17 protein-coding genes are annotated in these 23,274 nt (G+C 42.2%); 9 read left to right on the top strand and 8 right to left on the bottom strand.

Features of this window, described 5'->3' with window-relative positions; translation table 11 throughout:
* Window positions 1–2 precede the first annotated feature (2 nt).
* The 3 genes from AAEU28_RS03745 to AAEU28_RS03735 all read right to left on the bottom strand — a co-directional run bounded on the left by AAEU28_RS03745 (window position 3) and on the right by AAEU28_RS03735 (window position 5,604).
* Complete coding sequence (locus tag AAEU28_RS03745) at window positions 3–1,559, bottom strand: N-acyl-D-amino-acid deacylase family protein (RefSeq protein ID WP_421963003.1); 1,557 nt, start codon at window positions 1,557–1,559, stop codon at window positions 3–5.
* Between the two features lie 10 nt (window positions 1,560–1,569).
* Complete coding sequence (locus tag AAEU28_RS03740) at window positions 1,570–2,697, bottom strand: M14 family metallopeptidase (protein ID WP_421963002.1); 1,128 nt, start codon at window positions 2,695–2,697, stop codon at window positions 1,570–1,572.
* Between the two features lie 63 nt (window positions 2,698–2,760).
* Window positions 2,761–5,604 carry a TonB-dependent receptor domain-containing protein gene (locus tag AAEU28_RS03735; RefSeq protein ID WP_421963001.1) on the bottom strand — a complete coding sequence of 948 codons (2,844 nt, stop codon included), beginning with the start codon at window positions 5,602–5,604 and terminating at the stop codon, window positions 2,761–2,763.
* A gap of 261 nt (window positions 5,605–5,865) precedes the next feature.
* On the opposite strand from AAEU28_RS03735, the gene AAEU28_RS03730 reads away from it, so the two are divergent.
* The 4 genes from AAEU28_RS03730 to dgcA all read left to right on the top strand — a co-directional run bounded on the left by AAEU28_RS03730 (window position 5,866) and on the right by dgcA (window position 10,594).
* Window positions 5,866–7,584, top strand: a complete 1,719-nt coding sequence (locus AAEU28_RS03730; RefSeq protein WP_421963000.1) for a Na+/H+ antiporter NhaC family protein — start codon at window positions 5,866–5,868, stop codon at window positions 7,582–7,584.
* 14 nt (window positions 7,585–7,598) lie between these two features.
* A complete protein-coding gene (locus AAEU28_RS03725) occupies window positions 7,599–8,483 on the top strand; it encodes a LysR family transcriptional regulator (protein ID WP_421962999.1) in 885 nt (294 codons plus the stop codon).
* Window positions 8,484–8,597: 114 nt separating this feature from the next.
* Window positions 8,598–9,611, top strand: a complete 1,014-nt coding sequence (gene dgcN, locus AAEU28_RS03720; protein ID WP_421962998.1) for an N-acetyltransferase DgcN — start codon at window positions 8,598–8,600, stop codon at window positions 9,609–9,611.
* A complete protein-coding gene (gene dgcA, locus AAEU28_RS03715; protein WP_421962997.1) occupies window positions 9,608–10,594 on the top strand; it encodes an N-acetyl-D-Glu racemase DgcA in 987 nt (328 codons plus the stop codon). The genes dgcN and dgcA overlap by 4 nt, the downstream gene beginning before the upstream one ends.
* A gap of 92 nt (window positions 10,595–10,686) precedes the next feature.
* Here dgcA and ltaE read toward each other — a convergent pair whose 3' ends face one another.
* Entirely contained in the window at window positions 10,687–11,694 is a 1,008-nt protein-coding gene (gene ltaE / locus AAEU28_RS03710; protein ID WP_421963094.1) for a low-specificity L-threonine aldolase, read from the bottom strand.
* A 226-nt stretch (window positions 11,695–11,920) separates the two neighbouring features.
* On the opposite strand from ltaE, the gene AAEU28_RS03705 reads away from it, so the two are divergent.
* A complete protein-coding gene (locus tag AAEU28_RS03705) occupies window positions 11,921–13,465 on the top strand; it encodes an FAD-binding oxidoreductase (protein ID WP_421962996.1) in 1,545 nt (514 codons plus the stop codon).
* Window positions 13,466–13,512: 47 nt separating this feature from the next.
* On the opposite strand, the gene AAEU28_RS03700 is transcribed toward AAEU28_RS03705, so the two are convergent.
* From AAEU28_RS03700 to AAEU28_RS03690, 3 genes are read right to left on the bottom strand one after another with little or no spacing between them, the layout of a single operon-like run.
* Window positions 13,513–14,919: an alanine/glycine:cation symporter family protein gene (locus tag AAEU28_RS03700; protein ID WP_421962995.1), complete on the bottom strand. Its 1,407-nt coding sequence runs from the start codon at window positions 14,917–14,919 to the stop codon at window positions 13,513–13,515.
* A gap of 48 nt (window positions 14,920–14,967) precedes the next feature.
* Window positions 14,968–15,888, bottom strand: a complete 921-nt coding sequence (gene ctlX / locus AAEU28_RS03695; RefSeq protein WP_421962994.1) for a citrulline utilization hydrolase CtlX — start codon at window positions 15,886–15,888, stop codon at window positions 14,968–14,970.
* A 26-nt stretch (window positions 15,889–15,914) separates the two neighbouring features.
* A complete protein-coding gene (locus tag AAEU28_RS03690) occupies window positions 15,915–17,048 on the bottom strand; it encodes an ornithine cyclodeaminase (protein ID WP_421962993.1) in 1,134 nt (377 codons plus the stop codon).
* Window positions 17,049–17,424: 376 nt separating this feature from the next.
* Between AAEU28_RS03690 and AAEU28_RS03685 the strand changes: the two genes are divergently transcribed.
* From AAEU28_RS03685 to AAEU28_RS03670, 4 genes are all read left to right on the top strand, one after another.
* Window positions 17,425–17,865 carry an Lrp/AsnC family transcriptional regulator gene (locus tag AAEU28_RS03685; protein WP_421962992.1) on the top strand — a complete coding sequence of 147 codons (441 nt, stop codon included), beginning with the start codon at window positions 17,425–17,427 and terminating at the stop codon, window positions 17,863–17,865.
* A 124-nt stretch (window positions 17,866–17,989) separates the two neighbouring features.
* Window positions 17,990–18,166, top strand: a complete 177-nt coding sequence (locus AAEU28_RS03680; protein ID WP_421962991.1) for a hypothetical protein — start codon at window positions 17,990–17,992, stop codon at window positions 18,164–18,166.
* Between the two features lie 246 nt (window positions 18,167–18,412).
* Entirely contained in the window at window positions 18,413–19,531 is a 1,119-nt protein-coding gene (locus tag AAEU28_RS03675; RefSeq protein ID WP_421962990.1) for an HD domain-containing phosphohydrolase, read from the top strand.
* An 87-nt stretch (window positions 19,532–19,618) separates the two neighbouring features.
* Window positions 19,619–20,623: an acyltransferase family protein gene (locus AAEU28_RS03670; protein ID WP_421962989.1), complete on the top strand. Its 1,005-nt coding sequence runs from the start codon at window positions 19,619–19,621 to the stop codon at window positions 20,621–20,623.
* Between the two features lie 94 nt (window positions 20,624–20,717).
* Here AAEU28_RS03670 and AAEU28_RS03665 read toward each other — a convergent pair whose 3' ends face one another.
* Window positions 20,718–22,934: a TonB-dependent receptor gene (locus AAEU28_RS03665; protein WP_421962988.1), complete on the bottom strand. Its 2,217-nt coding sequence runs from the start codon at window positions 22,932–22,934 to the stop codon at window positions 20,718–20,720.
* Window positions 22,935–23,274: the final 340 nt, after the last annotated feature.

The following is a 23,274-nucleotide window of genomic DNA, read 5'->3' as shown; positions in this document are numbered from 1 at the left end:
AACTAATTTATCACTTTTCCGGAATAGCTCTGTGTAAACTTATAATCATTTATAGCAATAGAACCATTAACAATGACATATTGCATCCCTTGTGTAAGTTTGGCCCAATTGGAAAAAGAAGCGTTAATAATGACTTCTTCTGGATTAAATACAATAATATCAGCAAAATAATTAGGTTTTATTAGTCCTCGATTTTTTATATTAAAATATTTTGCAGTATTTGCACTGCTACGTTGCACAAAAGTTTCGAGAGACATTAATTTTTTTGCTAAGACATAGTCTTTTAATTTTCTAGGGAAACTAGCGTACTTTCTAGGGTGACCGTCGGTACCATCAGAGGAAGTCACCACCCAATCTTGCTGCATAAAGTTTTCGACATCTACGGCTGACATGTTAAATGAAGCAATACGCACTTGGCCCATTTGAACTAGCTTTTTAGTGCTGTCGATAGCAGATTCACCCCATTCATCGGCAACCTGCTCTAAAGTTTTACCTTCTAAACTTTTATCGTGAAATTTAGTAATTAGAATAGCACTAGGGCCACCGCGACGTCGTAAATTTTCGGCAAGTTCACTATCAATTCTAGATTGCAAAGATGGGTCGTTAAGCCTGTCATAAAATGCGGCATTGTTATCGGCCATCACCCATTTGGGCATTAATGCACTGTGTAGTTTTGTACCTGATGCCAGCCAGGGGTACTGATCTGCTGAAATACTTACTCCTTGCTTTTGCTCTGATTTTATCAAGTCAATGATTTGAGTGCTTTGCCCCCAGACATCAACTCCTAGGGCCTTTATGTGTGCTAGGTGGAGATGAATATTGGCAGCTTTGGCAATATCTATGGCTTCTTGAACCGCGGGGATTAGGCCAATTGAAAAGCTGCTTTCGTCTCGAATATGTGTATCGTAAATACCGTTATACTTAGCAGCTACTTTTGCTAAACGGATCACCTCATTGGTGTCTGCATAACTACCTGGCACATAATAAAGACCACTAGATAAACCCAATGCCCCTTGTTGCATTGCCGTTTCGAGCAGTGCTTCCATTTGCAAAAGTTCTTTCTCCGTGGCGTGACGTGCTACTTTACCCATAACTTTTTTTCTAAGTGAGCCATGACCAACAAGCAAACCTACATTAGTGCCAATGCCATTGGCGTGTAAAGTGTGCTTTATTGCATTAAGGTCAACAGGGCCGCCGCCGTCATTGCCATTTATGACAGTCGTTACCCCTTGAGTTAGGTAGTTTAGGTTGCTATTTCGTGTGCTACTTTTTAAATCTGATAGTGAATGTGTATGTGGATCTATAAACCCTGGGGCTATCACTTTACCAGACACATCAATATTTTTTTTTGCTTTAATATGCTTGCTGTCAGGTGCAAATATACCGCAAATTTTATCTTCACAGATGGCAACTTGTTTAGCAATTGCGGGGGAACCATCTCCTGAAATGAGTAAGCCACCTGTCAGTAAAATATCGGCATTGAACGTTGGTTTGTTAGCACAGCCCGTGAGCGCCATCAACATGACTAAAGTGCTCAACTTTAAAGTATTAGTTTTCATGTTTGTGACTCTATTGTTTTTGTCTGCTCAGCAGTGTTGACATGAGCGTTTCTGCGGCCTCGATTGCCGCTTTATCGATCATAGCTCTGTCAGTGTTGTCACCCATTTCATAAGTCACTGCATGCACTTTATATTTATCAGCTATAAATTGCTTGAAAACGCCGCGATTTGGGTTTTGTCCAGCTTTTCTTCGAACTTCAAACTCTGGTAATGTTTTTTCAAGCTTATCAAGCCAATCATTCGTTAATGTGTGGTTATGACTTAAATAATCTTCAGGGATGGTATAAAAAATATCTTTGTAAGTAGAGTGAAAGTCTACGGCATACTTTATCTCTCCACCATTTTCAACAATAGCATCAAGGTAGTTAACCACGCTGGCTACTTCAGGTTGTGCTGCTGTTTTCCAATCTCGATTGAGATCTTTTCCTGCTATATTGTGACGCCAGTATCCGTGATAGACACCATCAGGATTTATATTTGGCACAACCAGTATATTGAAGCGCTTACGAAACGATTTTGCCATTGCTGAATCTGAAAAGACTTGATCAACAAAGGTGAGCATGGCTAAAGCGCCAGTTACTTCAGGCGGGTGTTGCCTGCCAACGAGGATCAGCCATTGATTGCTTTTAGCCCGACTTTCAAGTTTAAAAATAGGTCTGTGCTCGATAGACCAACCGATTATGTCATAGTTGAGAGAGCTTTTTTGCGCATGTGCTTTTGCCCAGCGGTGATACTCCAGGTTATCAAGTGATTCTTGAGCTGATATCCAAAGTGGCTCAGAAGAGACATTGATCGAAAAAGAAATGTCTTTGTCATGCTTCTCAAAAGGGATTGAATGCCAAGTATTGTCTTTAAATACTTTCGGGTTGTAGCGCATTTTTCCGCCTTCGGCTTTAATAGAAATTTTCAGCTGAGTTGGTTCTTTAGCTGAAATTTTAAACCCGAACCAAGGGCTATTATTAATGGGGGTGTTTTCTGGTAATAAGGTTAATTGTATATGTTTATCATTAATTTGTTCACACTGACCAATTCGTGCTGTGGCAAATTGGGTATCTATAGTTATATCACCGCTTAAACAAGCGTTTGTAATATTTGATAACAGTGACAGGGAAAGTAATAAAATTGATTTATATATCATAATTAAATGCCATAAAAATAAGGCTTATCCAACTTGGAAAGCCTCAGATTAAAACCAAGTTATTTAAAATGATTTGCTATAGCTAATGTAAAAATAGCGTCCTTGGCTTGAATGTATACCACTTTGATAACCGAAATGCGCATCTGCCAGCGGCGGTTGCTTATCAAATAGGTTTCTTATACCTAATGTCACTTTACTATTATTTAGCCAGCCGTCTTTTGTAAAACGGTGATTAACGTAGGCATTAACAGTGGTCCATCGATCTACTGGTAAATGAATTAGCTCACCTTGTTCGTCGGCGTAATTTGTACTCGTATCAACAAACTCACCGACATAGCGTGCGCTTATACCTGCAGCCCAGTCATTTTGTTTCCATCCCATAGAGGCATTAAAGCGCCATTTAGGTCGGCCATTTTGTTCTATCAAACTACCACCACCAGTCAGTTCAATATTTTCACCGTCAAACAAAATGCTTTCATTACCAGCAGCTTGCGCAGCACTTATTGTGGCAGTGATAGCGTCGATATCTTGATAAAACTCTAATAGCCTTGCAGCGTTAACCTTGAAGTCGAACCGGCCAAAATCTGATTTAATATCGTAACTAATGCTTAAGTCTACTCCACTGACTTTTCTTGGGTTTAAGTTGGCGTAATCGTTTTTAACATGGAGAATTTCAAGGTTTTCATCGCGAATTACAAATTCATTTTTACTGCCCTGACTGCGAAGTAAAGCATCATAGAGTAGGTGAGTCTGACTGCTTAGTAAGCCAACTAAATTCTCTTGCTCTACTTGCCACCAATCAGCGGTTAATAACAAGTTATCAGCGGGTTTTAAGACAATACCAAAAGATTTGTTTATATCATCTTCTGGTTTTAGTGTGTCACTGCCACTTCTCAGCTCTAATACACCTCCTCGAATACCAGTGACAGGATCGCGTCGAGTATTGGTTCTAGCTAGGTTATCAGCTACAACTTGAGGTAAGCCAGGGGCTCTGAAACCTTCTGCATAGGCAGTACGGAATTGTAGCCAGTCATTTACTTCCCAAGATAATGCCAGTTTAGGTTTTAAGACGTCTCCAACATCACTGAACCTTTCATATCGAGCAGCAGCTTGTAGATTGATGTTTTTTGCAAAAGCTGCATCTTCAACTAAGGGGACATAAAACTCAGCATATGCAGAAAACACGTTGCGGCTACCACGACTGTCTTTTGTGGGACTATTACCTAGTACATCACTTTCAGTGAGTAGTTTTCCGGTGTTCTGATCAATAAATGGTGAACTGGAGTCTAGCAAGTTATCTCTATCTTCTTCATAACTCTCATGGCGGTATTCAACGCCTGCTGCAAAACCTAGATCTCCGGCAAATATAGGCATTAACTCACTATTTGAGATCTTGAAATCCCACTGTGATAAGGTCGTTTTACTTTCTCTGTCAACGGTTGTGGTAAAGCTATCTATTACAGCCTGTGGATTTGCGCTGCTGTCACCTTGAGTGACATTGTTGATATCGCCACCTGTGAATATATTATAAGCTGTATTTTTATCAGTGCTGTTAATTGCAGCCTGGAATTTACTAGCCTGCACCCAGTTAAATGTTCTATCTAGTGAGTTAGCCTCAGTATGAAATATTGCTGACTCCCAATCCCATTCATCGATGTAACCCTTTAAGCCTGTTAATAAGCGATAACTGTGATCGGTTACTTCAACTTGCCTGCGACCAGCATCTACAGGACGATAATTACGCACCGTGATCAGTTCGTCAAACGGGTTGTGATAGGCGTCGGCTGCGATACTGAAACGTTGTGATGATAAGTTATGTGCTTGAAAGCGCGTTCTTTTTGATTTGGCTTGGTAATAAAGAGCTTCACCGAATAACTCTATTTCATCAGTCAACTCTTGGGTATAAAGCGCATAGGCGTTAAATCTATCAACATCAGACGTTAAAGAATTATCGTAGTTTCGGTTATATCTCAAATCTCGGGGCTGGCTGCCACTACTCGCGCAAACACCATTTTCTAAAATTACTTCACAGTCTCCCATCGTTTGCGGGCGAATGTGAAACTTGCCAATTTCTTTACCGCTGAACTCACCCCATGGTGAAGCCGAGTGTCGATTATCTAACTGTGTATCGCCAATAAACTCTTCTGGGAGAGTAGGGTAATTTGATAAATCAGCTGAGCGAGCATACTCTCGTTCATTAGCCATCATGCCATTTTTAAAATAAGCGTTAAAAGAGGTAGTTAAATGAGATTTTTCGTTATTGAATGCAAATCCTGTAATGCCCCCAATGGTAAGTTGATCTTGCGATGTGCCTTCTGAACTACCGTAATTAAAACTCAGTTCACTGCCTTCATAGTTGTCTTTTAACACATAGTTAATGACGCCAGCGACAGCGTCAGAACCATATATCGCTGCCGCACCATCACGTAATACTTCAACTTGCTTTAAGCCTTTTACTGGCAAAGTGTTACTGTTGACTGTTGTAACAGGAACTAGGCCTTCTGATTGAGTACCTGGGTGCAATACTAAGCGACGGCCATTCAGTAGAGTAAGTGTATTACCAGTGCCTAGACCACGCAGATTAATAGATGATACATCGCCTCGAGCGTCATTTACACCAGCGCCAGAACGACCTTGGTTAAATGATACTTCGCCCATTTGCGGAATTTCAGCGAGTAATTCAGCACCCGTCATAGCGCCAGTTTTTGCGATGTCTTCGCCTGACATGACAGTAACTGGCAGCTCTCCCCTGTCTTGATTCACTTTAATATTTGAGCCAACTACACTGATTTTTTCTATTTCTTTATCATCACCCTGCTGAGCGAGTGTAGTTGATGAGATACATGCAAGAGCAACACAAACACTTAAATATGCTGGCTTCATCGCGAGGTTGGCTTTGAATGTCATGTTTTCACCATTTTAGTCGTTGTTATATTTGGAACGGGCTTGCTGAGTAATGGTTATTAGTTCAAGCCCTACTTGCTACAGGCTAAACAATAAATAAATTATTTTAGTTAACAATTTATTGTTAGTAGCTCGTCCATAACCTTAGGTTATAGGGTGCTAGGTTTAATGATGTAAAGTTAACACTTGAGATGTGTTAGCGTGAAAAAGTAAAAATGAAAAACAATTAATTAACTTTCAATTCAAATTTCGTTAGGAATTGTTATGGCAAAATCTAAGTCATTGGCATTGCTTATCTTTTTATTTGGGGTATGTACTGCAATCTATGTGGGGCAGGGCGCAGGTGTGCACTGGGTAGAGCAACAATATAACTATGATATTCATAAATCAGATTCAGGGCAGCTCAGTTATTATTTTAAAGGAGAGCAACGGGTAATTTTGGATGTGGTGCCATATGACAGCTCCCCCCTCAGGCAAAGCAACTTAGATAAACTGCATGCAGCGCCCGAGTTGTCGCAACAATGGGTAAAAAAAGCGGAGCAAGTTTTATTACTCAAGCCCGCTTTTCATTTTGGTGCTTGGTCGTTATTACCTGCAGTGATCACAATCGTTTTGTGTTTAATGACTCGTGAACCGTTAACAGCTTTATTAGCGGGGGTGATTGTTGGTGCAATGATGTTAGGGCGATATGATCTGACGGATAAGGTGTTAGTGCCTAATTTGGCAAGTGAGAGTGCAGCAGCAATTTTATTATTATACCTTTGGTTGCTCGGTGGTTTATTAGGGATTTGGTCTAAAACGGGGGCTGCTCTAGCATTTGCAAATTTTATGACTCAGCATTTTGTCAAAGGGCCGCGCAGCGCTAAATTAATTGCTTGGCTTATGGGGGTACTGTTTTTCCAAGGTGGCACGATGAGTACTGTGCTGGTAGGAACAACCGTCAGGCCTCTTGCTGATAAGGCCAAGGTCAGCCATGAAGAAATGAGTTATATTGTTGATTCTACAGCTTCACCGATTGCATCAGTAATTACCTTTAATGCCTGGCCGGCCTATGTGCAGGCTTTAATATTTGTACCTGGCGTAAGTTTTTTGGCGACAGAGGCTGACCGAATTAGTTTTTTCTTCAGCAGTGTCCCTTTTAGTTTCTACGGTATCTTAGCTGTTTTAGGCACTTTATTATTGAGTTTAAATATCACCCACTTTTCAGGGAAACGTATTCGTGCGGCGCATATTCGAGCAGCTAAAACAGGTCAATTGGATGCAGAAAATGCAAGACCGCTCAGCGCGAAAGAATTGCAGGGTGCAGACTCGCCGGATTATTACAATGCAAGTATTTGGGAGTTTTTGCTGCCTTTGGCAAGTATTATTGGGGTTGCCATTGGTACATTTTATTTTTTAGGCTCACCGAAAGTAAATTGGGCATTTGCCATAGCCTTAGTGCTAGCAGCTTTTATGGCAATGGGTCGAGGTATGACGCTAGAAGACATCATGGAAGGGTTTGGAAATGGCCTTAAAGGGGTTGTTGTTGCCTCGGTTATTTTGATGTTGGCTATTACCATTGGCAGCATCAGTAAAGAGGTGGGCGGGGGATTATACCTAACACAACTACTTGGTGAGCAAATACATTTTTGGATGTTACCGGGCTTTTTGATGGTGCTAACCATGTTAATTGCATTTTCAACGGGCACCAGTTGGGGGACCTATGCCATAGCTTTTCCATTAGCTATGCCATTGGCTTGGTCGATTTCCGAAATGCAGCATTTAGCTGACCCGTATATGTTTATGACTTTATGTTTTGCCGCGGTATTAAATGGCAGTGTATATGGCGATCAGTGTTCTCCTATTTCTGATACGACTATACTAAGTGCAATGACAACCGGCTGTGATTTGATGGATCATGTGAAAAGTCAGCTTGTTCCTGCAACATTTGCTGCAATGGCGGCGATGTTGTTGTGGACCGGTTGTGCTTTTGTATTAGTTTAACTCAGGTACTTTTTATGCGACTCAGGCACATTGAGATCTTTCATGCCATCTATACAACTGGCTCCATCACCAATGCGGCGAACTTACTCCACGTATCACAGCCCTCGGTAAGCAAAGTCCTAGCGCATGCTGAATTACAACTGGGCTTTGATTTATTTCATCGTGTTAAGGGTCGCTTAATCCCTACTGAAGAAGCGGAAAGCTTGTTTGGAGAGGTTGATAAAGTTTATCAACAAATACACTCTATTCGAAATAAAGCGAAAAACATTAAACGGGCTGAGTACGGTAATATTAATTTAGGTATCTCACCCGCGTTAGGTTTCACAGTTTTGCCTGAGGCGCTGGGTCGGTTCACAGCACAATATCCGAATATTAGTTTTAATATTAGTACGATACATAACGATACCGTGTTTCAGTCACTGATAGAGCATACCTGCGACATCGCGGTGTTATTCTCACCAAAAGTATTTCCTGGAGTTACAAGCCTAGAATTAGCAGAGTCTGAAATGGTGGTGGTTTACCCTAAGGCATATTTTCCTGAAACCCCGAAAACATTGAATATTGAGCAACTGGCTGAGTATGACTTTATTGATATCAGTGAAAGTGGGCCTTTGGGTGATTTGTTATGGAGCCGAATAGTTGAAAATAGCGTTGAACTCAACTGCATGATCAAAGTACAAACATACTTCATTGCAACACGCCTTGTTGCTCAAGGTATGGGGCTTTGCGTGGTAGATAAGTATACTGCAAATGCAATGTTGACGACTGACACGGCTATGGCGTCATTTGATCCACCTCTGACGTTCAAAGTTAATGCATTACATTTACAAAATCGTCAGTTAAGTAAAAGTTCTGAGCAGTTTATATCAGAACTAACACTATCTTTATCAGGGAGTTAAGAAACCTCATAACATAAGGTTATGGATGCTGAAATCCTTGTCACTTTATCTAATTGTGTTCTGCGATAAGCTCAGAATTAAGTTTCTTAAAGACGTTTAACAAAGGACACAATTATGATTCTCTCTCCTCCTTATCTGTTATTTATTGGTGATGCAACTGACTTGTTGTCAATTAAAATGGCACGGGGTCTTGCTGATTGGCGACCTGAGTTATGCGTTGGCGAGTATCGTCTTGATGGTTGTACCGTTTCTACAGGGCTAGCACATATAGAAATTGAGCAAGCAGTTAAACAAGGCGCTAAAACCCTAGTTTTAGGATTGGCAAATTCAGGTGGAATTATCAAAGAAGCTTGGTTGCCAGCAATTATGCAAGCACTTGATGCGGGTATGGATATTGTGAGTGGCATGCATGATAAGTTGTCTGATATCTCTTCAATTAAGCAAAGAGCAGACGAAAATGGCTGCCAATTACATGATATTCGTCATCCAACAGCTAAGTTCGTAACAGGCACTGGTGAAAAAAGATCAGGCAAACGTATTCTAACAGTTGGTACAGATTGCTCTGTAGGTAAGATGTATACCTCTTTAGCCCTAGAAAAGGCGATGAGCAAAGCAGGGCTCAATGTTGACTTTAGAGCCACAGGTCAATCAGGAATTCTAATCGCAGGGCAAGGGGTGGCGATAGATTGTGTGGTATCTGACTTTATAGCTGGTGCGACAGAGAGTTTATCGCCGAATAACGAGGCGGAACATTGGGATATCATTGAAGGTCAAGGATCACTTTCGCATCCCGCATTTGCTGGCGTGAGTTTAGGTTTACTGCATGGTTCTCAACCTGATTATCTTGTCGTATGTCATGCTTTAAATAGAGCATCTATGCGAGGTTTACCTCATTGCTCGCAACCAAGCATAGCAGATACGATCTCACTTAATATTCAAGCTGCAAAGTTGACCAATGATAAGGTGCAGTTACTAGGTATTGCGGTCAATACTTCTGCGGTTGATACAGAAGAAGCAAAACAAATCTGTGACAAACTAGAAAGTGAATTTGGTGTACCAGTTTTTGACCCATTACGAGATGGCTGTGATCGTGTTGTTCAAAGTCTTGTTAGCGAGTCTACCCAATGATCGAACTATCAGTAGAGACACAATGCTTTGCACTAAAGCAGGTATTTAAAATTTCACGTTCATCTAAAACGTCTGCGGATGTCATTGTCGTAACACTTAAAAGTGGTGGATATATTGGCTTGGGAGAAGCGGTACCCTACGCAAGATATGGTGAGTCACTTGATTCAGTTATGTCTCAAATTAATACGATTAAAGCGTATCTTAATAATGAGGGGATGCTTTCGAATGCCATTAAAAAGATGCCCGCAGGCGCTGCTAAAAATGCACTTGATTGCGCATATTGGGATTTGCGAGCACAAATGGTAGATAAGCCCGTCTATGAGCTATTAGGCCTGCCAAAGCCTCAATCATGTGTATCTGCGCAAACACTCAGTATAGACAGTCCAGAAAACATGGCTCAAGCAGCTGCTGATATGGGGCACCCTCCGCTTATCAAAGTTAAATTAGATAGAGAAAACATCGTCGAGAAAATGCGAGCAATACATGAGGCCAGCCCTTTATCTAAATTTATTGTTGATGCTAATGAAGCTTGGACAATTGAAGATCTATGTGAGGTTGCGCCGACGCTTGCAGAGCTGAATGTGAGTTTAATTGAACAGCCTTTACCTGCAGACCAAGATGTTGAGCTAGCTGCATATAATGGGCCTGTTGCAATTTGTGCCGATGAGTCTTGTCATACTCGTGAAGGCTTACAAAAGCTAAAAAGGTATTACGATGCCATTAACATAAAACTAGATAAAACAGGCGGTATCACAGAAGCCGTTGCTTTAATGAAAGAAGCACAGCTTCTTGGTTTTACTATAATGGTTGGTTGTATGGTTGGGAGTTCGTTAGCCATGGCTCCTGCTTTTTTACTTTCTTCTGAAGCTGCATTTGTTGATTTAGATGGCCCTTGGTTATTGGCTGCTGATAGAGCTGATGGTTTTGATTTTAAAGATGGTGTTATGACGCCAGCTAAGCCTTTATTATGGGGTGAAGTATAAATTTTATTTCTTGTAGCCTGAGTGCTTGTTAAGCAAAAACCAATATAAACGGCATGCACGGCCGTTTATATTTTTTTAAGGAGTATGGCAGGTTAAGTAATAAGAATATTTTTAAAAGTGCTAATGACTTTTTTACAATCTTCTTTGCTTACATCTTTATGCAGCACAAAGCGCATTTGTTCACCTGCACAAATTTTGATGCCTTTTTCTAGCAGCTTATCAGCAAGCTCTATGGGTGAAAGCGGGCCTTGATATTCAACAAACAACATATTGGTGAATTGCTTTGTGACTGTTAGTTCATCGAGTTCATTTAGTTCTTTGGCTAAAAACTCTGCGTTTTGGTGATCTTCAATCAGTCTTTCGATGTTGTTGTCCAATGCGAATATACCGGCTGCCGCGACAATACCAGCTTGGCGCATACCACCACCGAGCATTTTGCGCCACTTGTGAGCTTCATGAATAAAGTCTTTCGGGCCACATAAAATACTGCCAAGTGGCGTGCCTAAGCCTTTCGATAAACAAATAGAAACCGAATCCATCTGAGAAGTAATTGTCGATACAGGCACATTGTGATGCACCGCAGCATTGAACACCCGAGCGCCATCAAGGTGTAAACCAAGTCCGGTGTCGTTACAAAACGCGCGTGCATCATCTAGGTAAGACATAGGCAGAGCTTGCCCGCCTACTGTGTTCTCGATTGATAGCAAACGGGTGCGCGCAAAGTGGTGGTCGTTAGGTTTAATTTTCTTTTTTGCGATATCGAGTGGAATAGACCCGTTTGTTGCAAACTCTATTGGCTGAGGTTGAATGCTGCCTAATACTGCTGCGCCGCCGCCTTCGTATTTATAAGTATGGGCGTCTTGACCAACAATATATTCGTCACCGCGCTGACAATGGGCGAGTAGGGCAAGCAAGTTACTTTGCGTGCCACTTGGGGCAAATAACGCCGCTTCATGGCCGGTTAGCTCTGTGGCTTTTTGTTGCAGTGCATTTACAGTTGGATCATCGCCAAACACGTCATCGCCAACAGGGGCATTGGCCATTGCATCACGCATGGCTTTACAAGGTTGGGTGACGGTATCACTGCGCAGGTCGATTATTTTATTCGTCATTTTGTTGTTATTTATCTTTCAAAAAAGTGATAGTTCAGTCTAGCGCGAGCGGTGCGGCGATTCAATTATCACTTTGTTTTTTAGAAAGTGATGAAAATTATTAATAATCAATACAATAGCTAAAATTTACCCTGTTTAAATACAGCGATTTAGCATAATGTGGGCAATTCAGTAGGTGATAAAAACAACAATATCAACACAGCAAGGGATCGTTATGGACCGTCGACAGTTTCTCAGTTTCTCAGCCGCTTCTGTATTTTTAACTGCCTGTGGCGGAGGAGGTGGTTCAGCCCCCGAAGTCACACCGCCACTTATAGATAACAGCCCAGACACAGATGTAATCAGTAAACTCACAAACGCGCAATGGCAGACGCTGAAAGATAATGTGTCAGGTCGGGTTATTCTCCCAACTGACGAGCAGCCATACTCAATGGCGCGTTTAAGCTTTAGTACGCGTTTTGATCATATTTATCCGCAAGCTGTGGTGAAATGCGCGAATGCACAAGACGTGCAGGCTGCGATCCGCTTTGCAAAAGAGCATGAACTTCATATAGCACCGCGCTCTGGTAGCCATAGCTATGGTGGTTATTCGACAACCGAAGGTATGATAATCGACGTAACAGATTTGAATGACATCTCATTGCAAGCTGACATCGCTACTATAGGTTCAGGCGCAAGACTTGCAGACGTGTACGATCAATTAACACAGCAGGGCGTGTCTATTCCTGCGGGCAGTTGTTTAAGTGTGGGCATTGCAGGGTTAACCATGGGCGGCGGTTTCGGTGTTGTTGATAGAGCGCATGGCCTTACGTGCGATACGCTGCAAGCGGTTGAAATTGTCACTGCCGACGCTGAAATTATTAGTTGTGATGCAAACAATCACAGTGAGTTATTCTGGGCGCTTAGAGGTGGCGGCGGTGGTAATTTTGGCATTGTGACGCAATTTAAATTCAAAGCTCACGAAGCCAAAGACATCACCGTATTTGAAGCGAATTTTAGTTTTGATGATTTTGAAGACGTGTTCGCGGTTTGGCAAACTCTGGCAGAGCAGTGGCCCAATGAGATGTGGGCGCAGTGCCTACCAACTTGGGTATTTGGTGGTCCGAGAGTCAATGTTCGGGCATTTTGTTTAAACCCTGCTGCAGAAGCAGAAACTCTCTGGCAAAACTTTATTGTGCAAACAGGGGCTACACCGAGTTCTAACACCCATAACACAAGTAGCTATCGCAATGTGATGCTAGGCACTTGTGAGAGTAATGTTGCATCTTGTCATCTAAGCACGCAATTAGAGGGAGGAACGATGCAGCGCAGTGCGTTTGGCGCGAGCTCTGATTTCTTTGACTCTCTCATTCCACCAGCAGGTGTCAAAGCATTAAAAGCAGAAATTGAGCAGCAAAATAGTGATGGTCATAACGGTATGATCATCATGAATTTACTCGGTGGTAAAATTGATGAAATAGGTGAAGATGAAACCGCATATCCGCACCGCAAAGCCATTGTAAGTGCCGAATATTATTTACCACTTCACCTAAGTGCCAGCAACGCACAGATAGATACTGCACAAGCTAAGCAAAGCGGCTTTAGGCAAGTCATGGCGCCATGGAGCACAGGTGGTGCTTATGTGAATTACATCGACCCTTTAATTACTGACTGGCAACAGGCTTATTACGGTGAGCATTACCTAAAACTTCAGGCTGTGAAAAGTCAGTACGACGCAAATAATGTGTTTAATCATGGGCAGAGTATTTTGCCTGCTTAATTTATTAGACAATTTAAAGAGCGTGTTTAAACACGCTCTTTTGGCTGTTACTCCCATACGCCTTTTTCTGTCTTACCCTGAATTTCAACATTATCTAATTTAAATTCTGGAGTTTTATTGGCTTTTAACTGACTCTGATAGTCTTTGGTAATACTGACAATGGTTGGCGTGAGTAGCACAATGGCGTAAACGTTCACTAAGGTCATTAAACCAAGGGCGGCGTCGGCCATGCTCCACACCTCTTTGAGTGATGCAGTTGCTCCCCAAAACACCATAAATAAATATAAGGCCGTATAGGCTGCGCGACCCAGTTTATTGTCGAGTTTGAACAAGTGAAGGTTACTCTCTGCGTAGGCGTAGTTTGCAACCACGGAAGTGAAAGCAAATAGGGTGATGGCCGCGGCAACAAAATAATGACCAAATTCGCCAAAGTGGCTGCTCATGGCGTTTTGTGTCATACCAATGCCTTCCATTTCGCCACTGATGGTAATGTCAGACAGTAAAATGACCACGGCAGTACAGCTACATAAAACAATGGTATCGACAAATACTCCAAGCATTTGCACATAACCTTGCGCAACAGGGTGATTTGGCACAGGAGACGCACCTGCAGCTGCATGAGGCACGCTACCTGCGCCAGCTTCATTTGAATATAATCCGCGTTGAATACCATTTTTAATGGCTGCGCCGAGTGCGCCTGCGCCAGCTTCTGTTAAACCAAATGCTGAGGCGAACATATCAGCAAACATAGCAGGGAGGTGTTGAATGTTCATTGCAGTAATTACCAGCGCAACAGCCACAAATGCCAGCCCCATAAATGGCACTATGAGCTCCGCAAAGCGGGCAATACTGCGAAGTCCGCCAACCACAATAAAACCTGCGATAACAGCAATCACCGCACCTGAGTAGGTTGGGTCTATAGCAAAAGTATTGTTCAGTGCATCGGCAATGGTGTTGGCTTGCATGGCACTAAAGCTCACCCCGTAACCTAAAAACAAACACAGCGCGAACAGTACCGCAAGCCAAGGTTTATTGAGGCCTTTGCGAATATAGTAGGCAGGACCACCACGGAATTCATTGTTGCCGTCACGAATTTTATAAAGCTGACCGAGTACGCTTTCGGCGAACCCAGTCGCCATACCTAATAGCGCAATTAACCACATCCAAAATACCGCGCCACTGCCCCCTAATGAGATGGCAATGGCAACACCGGCCAAGTTACCTGTGCCGACCCGAGCCGATAAACCGGTACATAAAGCTTGAAATGAGCTGATACCAGATTTATCGCCTTGAGTGCTGTCTTTCATCACTTTGAACATGTATCTAAAGTGGCGAAACTGCACAAACTTGAGCTTGAATGAAAACCAGAAGCCTGCAAATAACAGCAAATAAATGAGTATTTGGCCTTGGCCCCACAGTAAATTGTTAATGGTACTAATTGCGCTATTTATCATTGTTATATGCTCTCTTTTTATACCTATTAAGACTTTAAATTAGCAGTGTTAGCGTTTTGACAGATGTACGCCTGCTAACATGCAGCGAACTGAGCCGCCAGCCAGTTCAATTGCCGAAACATCAAGTGGCACGAGCGTGACACTTTGCTCAAGCAGTGCTTTTTGCGATTGGCTGAGCGCTGCAAATGCGGTGCTCGACAATGCCAATAACCGTTTAGAACCCGCGTGTAACTCTAGTGCATTACCGCAAAATGCGCCTATTTGTGCTTCCGTTAAGTGGATCACTTTTTTGCCCGCAAACTCAAAACGGCGAATGATTTCATCGCGACGTTTGGCATCTGTCATCATCTCAAACCCAGCTATAACAAAGTCGCTGCCAATACACATCAAGACATTGGTATGGTAAACCGCTTTGCCGTGCTTATCTTGAGCGTCAAACACCATAGGTTCAAAATTAAAGTGCGAGCAAAAACGCTCTAATACGTGAGAGTCGGTGCGATTTGAGCGAGCGGCATAAGCGACTCGTTCAATGTGATCTAACACCATGGCTCCCGTACCCTCTAAAAACAGGTTGTCGTACTCAAGGCCAGAATAATCAATCACATCTTGTACGCGATAATGGGCTTTTAAAAATTCGATGACATCACTGCGACGCTCTTTGCGCCTATTTGGTGCGTACATAGGGTAAATGGCAATTTGCCCACCAAGATGGGTCGAAAACCAATTATTGGGAAATACCGAGTCTGGAGTATCGCTGCTTTCATCTTCAAAAATATGCACGTTAATGCCATGACTGCGCAAGGTTTCAGCGGCTTTAGTAACTTGCTCATAGGCTAAACGACTTACCTCAGCAGGGTCGAATTCGCTGCTTGACTGAAAGCTATTATCACCCGCAGTTTGTTCGTTTGGACTAAAATGATGCGGTCTTATCATCACCACCGCATTGGGTGCTTGAGGAAATAAACTCATAGTGGTCTCTTCTTTATTATTTTTATTTAACTAAGTACCGATGCGCTTGGGGCGCTGTGAGTTTGCGTTAAACCAAACAAGTTCCTTGGGTCTTGTGGACTGGCCAATAACTCAATCTGCTGCGCCTCTTTATTCTGTTTTACCAGCTCAAAAATAAATCGCAATGCCGAATAATCTTCAAGTGCAAAACCAACGCCGTCAAAAATGGTGAGTTGTGCATCATGGGTGCGCCCCGACTTTTCACCCAAAATAACTTGGTACATCTCAGTGACTTTACTGTTATTTGGGAGTTGTTGAATGTCGCCTTCAATACGCGTTTGTGGTTCGTACTCCACGAATACATCTGCACGATTGAGTAGGGCTGCATCGAGTTCAGTTTTACCCGGGCAGTCGCCGCCAATGGCATTGATGTGAACCCCTTCACCTACCATGTCACTGGTTAGAATGGTGGCATTTCGTTTATCCGCGGTGCAGGTAGTGATGATGTCAGCCCCTTTAATGACCTCTTCGGATGAATGGCATATTTCAATATTTAAGTCGTTTTCTTTGCTATAACTTTGTAAGTTATTAAAGCACTTCTTGGTTGCATTAGGCTCAATGTCATAAAGGCGAACATGGGTGACGCCCAAGATGGCTTTGAATGCGAGTACCTGAAACTCAGATTGCGCACCACAACCTATCATCGCCAGCGTTTTACTGTGTATTGGTGCAAGGTACTTGGCCATCATGGCCGATGTGGCTGCCGTTCTAAGTGCTGTAAGTATGGTCATTTCGCTGAGCATCAGCGGGTAACCACTGGCTACATCGCTCAGTACGCCAAATGCGGTAACGGTTTGTAGGCCGATTTTGGTATTTTTTGGGTGACCGTTCACATATTTAAAGCTGAATTGCTGGTGGTCAGCAACGGGCATCAGCTCGATTACGCCCTCCGCAGAGTGTGCTGCAAAACGGGGTGACTTATCAAAATCAAGCCAGCGCTTAAAATCAGCTTCAAGATACTCAACCATGCCAAGCATCAACTGCTCTACACCATATTGATTAATCAGTGCCAACATATCTGAGACACTCACAAAAGTGATATTTGAAGACTTGATATTTAATGACTCTAAGCCTGCTTGTTCAGCGTTAAAGTGTGTTTTGAACGGGGTTTCTGTGTGCATTTTTACTACCTAATGAGCTGCTTACTTTTAACAAAATAACCTGAACTCAGGTTAATAAACCTATCTCCAGCGGCTACTTTCAGCGCTAACTGCGTTAAATTCACTTGCAATAGGCCAGCTATTGACGCGTGAATCCGCCTTGCTATCCCTAAAAGTCTCCGGCTGGAGACATTAAAAAATGAATAAATTCAATAACGATATTTATGTAAATCTCTTAACCAAAGCTCAGGTTAAGCAAATAATAGAAATGAGTTGAGCTAAACTAAATGTCAAAATCTGATGCTTTTTGTATTAATTTTTGGCATTTTGCTAGTTCTTTATAAGCAAAGTGATATTTCAACGGCTGAGTAAAGGGCTAATGTAATGGAGAGTAATTTTGGATAATCGAAAACCTTATTTATTTGATGCCATCGATAAAGAGCTGGTCGCCATTTTAAAAAGTGACGCCAGAGCGCCTGTGGCAAAACTTGCAAAAATACTCGGCGTATCGCGTGGTACAGTACAAAACCGCTTAGATAGGCTGGTAAGTAGTGGGGCAATTTTAGGCTTCACCATTCGCGCCCATGAGCAAATCGAAACAGATGCCATTAAAGCGGTGATGATGATCGAAGTCGTAGGCAAATCGACGACTCAAGTTATTCAAAAGTTACGGGGCATCCCTCAACTGTTAAAAATGCACACCACCAATGGCGCGTGGGATCTAGTAGCCGAAATTCAGACTTCGAACCTACAAGAATTTGATTTAGTACTTCGAGAAGTGAGAGCCATTGACGGGGTTTTGAATTCAGAAACCAGTATTTTGTTGAGTTCGGTTTGAAAATACAGTTTCTGAAAATAATTTGAAATGCAAATAATGAATGTAAATTTAAAGTTAACGTTAGACTTTTGTTCCTTTTATGATTAGGTTGATATTTCCATTAAACATATAAGGAATATTAAAAATGAAGCTACAACTAAAAAAGAAACCACTAAAAAGCTTAAACCATAAGACGCTTTCGCGAGAGTTAACTGCTGCGATGGCCGGTGGTACTGAGGATGTAAACTTTACCCTTTACGAAGGGTGTAATACGCGACCAAGTGATCCGCGCATTTGTTGGACTAATACACTAACAAAATAATATTAATAAATAGTAATCATAATGGCCTTCTCGTAAGGCCATTTTTTAAATGGAATTTCGTTACACCGTAACGTTGCAGTTACATTTTTAGCAGCCAGCTCAAGGTAATCTCTAGATCTTAAATACCTAATAAACTCAAAAACCAAATTCAAAGTTGCAGCTAAGTTGCATTGCTGAAAACAGCACCTACCTTTAGTTCTATTGATATTTTAGCTATGCTTTAAAGGAAATGGAAAAGGAGGTTATATGGAAGCGAGTTTAAGGCATACGTTATTGAATCATGAATACTTCACGGTGCGAGGGGTATATCAAGACTTTTTAGAAATTATCGTTGCATTAAGTGGCAGCCAGATTGGTTATTTCCACTTATATGATGAAGAGTCTAAAACACTGCGCTTAAATATTTGGTCTAAAAGTGTGTTGGAGTTTTGCTCCGCCTCAACAGACTCTCATTATCCGCTAGAAAAAGCGGGTATTTGGGCTGATGCTATTCGCTGTAGACAGCCTGTTTTCCATAACGACTATCCGAAATTAAAACATAAAAACGACCTGCCAGAAGGGCATTTTCCACTGCAAAATCACGCCGCATTTCCAATTTTTGAAGATAATAAAATAGTTGCAGTTTTAGGTGTCGGCAATCACTCTGACGGATACTCTGAAAAAGTAATAACAAGCTTAGAGATAAAAATTTCTGAGCTGTGCGCTATCGCATGTGAAAAAATAGAAGGCATAAAAAGGCGAGAAAAACTCTTAGAAGAGGAGTTCTCAAAATATAGTCCACATCAAATATTGCTTGAAATGCTCAAAGCAATAACGCATAGCTTAGAGATGCGAGATCCTTACACAGCTTACCACCAAAAGCATGTTGCTTATATTTGCTCTGAAATTGCGACAAAACTAGATCTACCCGAAAAGCAAAGAATGGGACTTTATATCGGCGCATTAATTCACGATATTGGAAAATCAAACATCCCCAGTGTTATTTTAACTAAACCCTCTAAGCTCATTCCGGAAGAACTAGCCCTTTTAAGAACTCACAGTAGCAACGGTGTTGAGATGTTTAGGGAGTGTCACTTTCCTTGGCCTATTCAAGATATGATAGGTCAGCATCACGAACGACTTGATGGCAGCGGCTACCCTAAAGGACTTACTGAAAATCAAATTTGTTTAGAAGCAAAAATTATCGCAGTGGCCGATACTTTTGATGCAATGGCAAATGATAGACCTTATCGCAAGGCCCGAGGAGCGCAAGCGGCTATTAAAGTGCTTAAAGAGGGGCGAAGCACTGTGTACGACCCTTATGTGGTTGATGCCTTTATGGCGTGTTACGAACAAGATCCAACATTTGCAGGCATTTACGACTAGGCTTAAGTTATTAAGTTTACAAAAGTTTACTTGCCGAATTGTCTTGCTGCTTTATGCTGGGAAAAAAATAATAAAAAGAATATTAGTTTGCAGATCAGAAGACTTAACACTATACGCGCGCTTGCGGCCATCATTGTTTTAATTACTCACTTTAGTGACAAAACCGACTGGCTGGATGGCATATTAGGAGGGCGAGCAGGGCAGTACGGGGTTATGCTGTTCTTTATGCTAAGTGGGTTTTTAATGGCGTATTTGTATGCCGACAAACCATTTAATACGGTCAAGGTTAAAGCTTATTTAATGGCGCGTATTGCCCGAGTTTTACCTTTGTATTTGTTAGTGGTGCTGGTGTCATTTGGCACGCTACAGCTTGGGTTTCATAGCTTATACGCTATCCCTGATAGCAGTGCCTTGCTCTCACATTTGTTGTTTTTAAAAGGCGACAGTGTACTTTGGACTATTGCCCCTGAGATTCATTTTTATTTATTTTTTGTGTTGCTTTGGGGCATTGCGCGGTGGCGTTTTGGCTATGTGCATTTACTGGTTATCACTTGTTTAATCGGACTGTTTTTATTTAACTTTCCAAGGCCAATTGGGCAATTATTTGAGCTTGCTTATGATCTACATATTTTTAGAAGTCTGCCGTACTTTTTAGTGGGTGTGCTATTTGGCTTACATTACGACAAAGCCCACATTCCTGATTATTTAAAAAGTCATGGTTTTGTTTTGATGCTCGGCGGCATTGTATTGCTATACCCAGATCTCAGCCCAGTTCGTTTTGATAGCGTGTATCGCATGTGGCTCAGCTATGAGGTGTTACTGATGATGTCGGCTATTTTCTTTGCGCTGGTGTATTTAGTGCCCGATAAAAATGTGATTTTAGAAAACAAACTCGGCGACTTTCTTGGCAAGATTTCGTTCTCTTTATACTTGCTGCATATGCCGATATTGACGCAAGTGATTAAGTTAGAGGTATCAATATTAATGCAGCTGTGGGTATTTATTGGTTTATCTGTGTTGGCGGCGACGCTCAGCTATCAGCTGTTCGAAAGACCTGTTGCCAAGCTAATTAGGGGGAGAGTAAAACCTTAATTATCGGTAGCACCGACTTTATGTCGGGTCACTTTAGAGGCTAAAAAACAAAACGGGGCGCTTGGCCCCGTTTTAGTATTCGCTTAATTACGAATTAGAATGTTGCGCGGTAGCGTACACCAAATTCGCTTGCATCATTGCTCTTGATCACAAGCAGGTAATCACCAGTGTTTAAGCGTGCATCATCATAACGCTCATCAAAGATGTTACGACCGTATAGTGATACGTCCCAGTTTGCGTTTGCAGGTGCGTAAGAGATATCGAAGTTCACTGTTGTGCGGCTATCAACTTGCGTCATGCGCAGTGGATCTGAGCTTGGCTCACCGTACATGCTGTCACGGAAAGATACATCAAAGCGGCTTGTTACTGTCGCGTTGTTTTCAAGTTCAAACGTATATGACGGGCTAAGTGATGCAGTCCACTCAGGTGTAAGTGGTGCAACTGGCTTCACGCCATTTTGCTCTTCAACGTCTACGTCCATAAAACCAAAGCTTGAGTGAAGCGTGAAGTTGTCAGTTACGTAATACGTGCTTTCAAATTCAACACCGCGAGACGTTTGCTCAACGATCAGGTTATTCGTATCAAAACCTGTCTCTGTTGACGTGTTAACTTGGTAAGGTAGGTCGTCATATTCTGTGTTGAAGAATGCCACACTCATGCTGAAATCATCTGTTAACTGGCCTTTGAAACCTGTTTCGTAGTTGATTGCACTGATGTTATCACTCGCCATAAATGCGTTGTTTGCACGTACAATTGCAGCAGCTTCTGGGTTATCAAAACCACCTGCACCGAAGAATTGACCGATTAAGAAATAAGGACGCGCTGGGTACTGACCTGATTGGTAACCAGTTTGTACTGTACCGTACCAGTTTAAGCCGTTTTCAAACGTGTAGTTTGCAGCAACTTCATAAGACACTTCGTCCCATTCACGGCTTGAGTGAATTGTACCTACTGGGTCAAATACGTTTGTAGAAGCTGACTTTTCATCTTCTGTGTAACGCACACCACCAGATAGACGTAAGTCGTCAGTTGCATCGTAGCCCACGTTTACGAATACAGCGCGGCTTGTAGTTTCTTGGTCAAGCTCAAGCTTAGTTGGGCCGCCATTGAACTGTGCTTCAGTGTCGCTTTGACGGTTGCTACCTTCTTCGTTAAACCAGTAAACACCCGTTACGAAGTCAACAGAGCCTAAATAACCTGTTAATTGTAGTTCAACAGAGGTTTGATCAGCTGTACCACGCTCTGGGTAGTGGTCTAGTTTTACTGCTGTGCCATCATCATCAAGACCCGCTTTGTATTCTGATGAACGCTTAGAGAAGATGAACTTAGTACCTAGGTCAGCGTTGATGTCGTATTCAGCCGTTAAAGAAATGCCGTTTGCTTTGTTTGAAACGGTAGCAGTTTCGATTGTGCTGGTTGCATTGTCATATGGGTCAGATGCAACGTCAGCGTTTGTTAAACCGCTTTGCGCTAAACGACCGTTAGGTAGTTCGTCAATTAAAGTTGTGAATGGGCGTGTACCACCTTCACCATCATTTGCATCAGCTGTGAATACCAAACGTAGGTCTTCGCTTGCATTGTATTTTACAGATAGACGACCGTGGAACTCTTGGTTTTCGCCCACATCGTATTCGGCATTTGGTAAGTTAATGAACTCACCTAAACCACCGCGACGGTTAAAGCCCATGTTGAAGTTAAACGCTAAATCTTCAGTCACAGCTTGGTTAGTGAAAATGCTGCCTTTTAGGCGACCACGAGTACCCACTTCAGCACTTACTTTAGTGACTGCAGCTTGATCAGGCTGTTTAGTGATGATGTTGATTGCACCACCGATTGAGTTACGTCCGTAAAGTGTGCCCTGAGGACCACGAAGTACTTCGATACGCTCGATGTTTGCTAGGTTCCAGTTTTGACCTACTTGGCGACCTAGGTAAACACCATCTACGTATACACTTACGCCCGGATCGGTAGTGATAAGGTGATCTTGCAGACCAATACCACGGATGAACGGGTTCGCAGATGAGTTGTGGCCCGCTGAGAAGCCAGTGATATTTAAGTTAGGAACAAACTTGCCTACATCAGTGATGTCAGAAATACCTTGTGAATCAAGGTCATCGCCTGAGAATGCACTCATCGCAATTGGCACTTCATAAATAACTTGCGAACGTTTAGTTGCTGTTACTGTGATTGCTTCGATCTTTTTGTCTTCAGCTTTAGCTTCGTCAGCCATTACCGAAGTTGAAGAGAAGCTGGTCAGTGCAAAGGCCATCGCCGCAGCGATAGGAGATAAATTGCGTACAGGGGTGCTCATATTTATTCCTCAAGAAACTGTGTTTTAAATCTCGTGTGTGTTGGTTTCTTGCGAGGTGACTCGCCAACCTAGTGGAATAACAGAGAAATGAGACTTTAATTTATAAAACACGCGCGCACAAAAACGCCATCACCTTTAAAGGGCGATCGCTTCCATGACAAATGATTTTTTATAAAATGAAGGTCAGCATCATGCTGCTATTCGGTTGGGCGGGTATTATAGAGGAAAGTGTAATAATTCTGCAATAATAAATTAGATTTTATTCTCCAAAGTAAGAAGCTGTTTAAATAATTAAGTTGTTTTTGTGGCTAAATTAGAAATTTTTGTACCTTAAATTAAT

The organism is Pseudoalteromonas sp. SS15 (assembly GCF_049257195.1).
Classification (GTDB): Bacteria; Pseudomonadota; Gammaproteobacteria; order Enterobacterales; family Alteromonadaceae; genus Pseudoalteromonas.
The sequence above is the reverse complement of the archived record's forward strand: the minus strand, read 5'-3'. Positions and strand labels throughout refer to the sequence as shown.

Coding starts and splice junctions, on each gene's coding strand:
- AAEU28_RS03745 (WP_421963003.1), bottom strand. CDS start 1,559: ATGAAAACTAATACTTTAAAGTTGAGCACTTTAGTCATGTTGATGGCG.
- AAEU28_RS03740 (WP_421963002.1), bottom strand. CDS start 2,697: ATGATATATAAATCAATTTTATTACTTTCCCTGTCACTGTTATCAAAT.
- AAEU28_RS03735 (WP_421963001.1), bottom strand. CDS start 5,604: ATGACATTCAAAGCCAACCTCGCGATGAAGCCAGCATATTTAAGTGTT.
- AAEU28_RS03730 (WP_421963000.1), top strand. CDS start 5,866: ATGGCAAAATCTAAGTCATTGGCATTGCTTATCTTTTTATTTGGGGTA.
- AAEU28_RS03725 (WP_421962999.1), top strand. CDS start 7,599: ATGCGACTCAGGCACATTGAGATCTTTCATGCCATCTATACAACTGGC.
- dgcN (WP_421962998.1), top strand. CDS start 8,598: ATGATTCTCTCTCCTCCTTATCTGTTATTTATTGGTGATGCAACTGAC.
- dgcA (WP_421962997.1), top strand. CDS start 9,608: ATGATCGAACTATCAGTAGAGACACAATGCTTTGCACTAAAGCAGGTA.
- AAEU28_RS03705 (WP_421962996.1), top strand. CDS start 11,921: ATGGACCGTCGACAGTTTCTCAGTTTCTCAGCCGCTTCTGTATTTTTA.
- AAEU28_RS03700 (WP_421962995.1), bottom strand. CDS start 14,919: ATGATAAATAGCGCAATTAGTACCATTAACAATTTACTGTGGGGCCAA.
- ctlX (WP_421962994.1), bottom strand. CDS start 15,888: ATGAGTTTATTTCCTCAAGCACCCAATGCGGTGGTGATGATAAGACCG.
- AAEU28_RS03690 (WP_421962993.1), bottom strand. CDS start 17,048: ATGCACACAGAAACCCCGTTCAAAACACACTTTAACGCTGAACAAGCA.
- AAEU28_RS03680 (WP_421962991.1), top strand. CDS start 17,990: ATGAAGCTACAACTAAAAAAGAAACCACTAAAAAGCTTAAACCATAAG.
- AAEU28_RS03675 (WP_421962990.1), top strand. CDS start 18,413: ATGGAAGCGAGTTTAAGGCATACGTTATTGAATCATGAATACTTCACG.
- AAEU28_RS03665 (WP_421962988.1), bottom strand. CDS start 22,934: ATGAGCACCCCTGTACGCAATTTATCTCCTATCGCTGCGGCGATGGCC.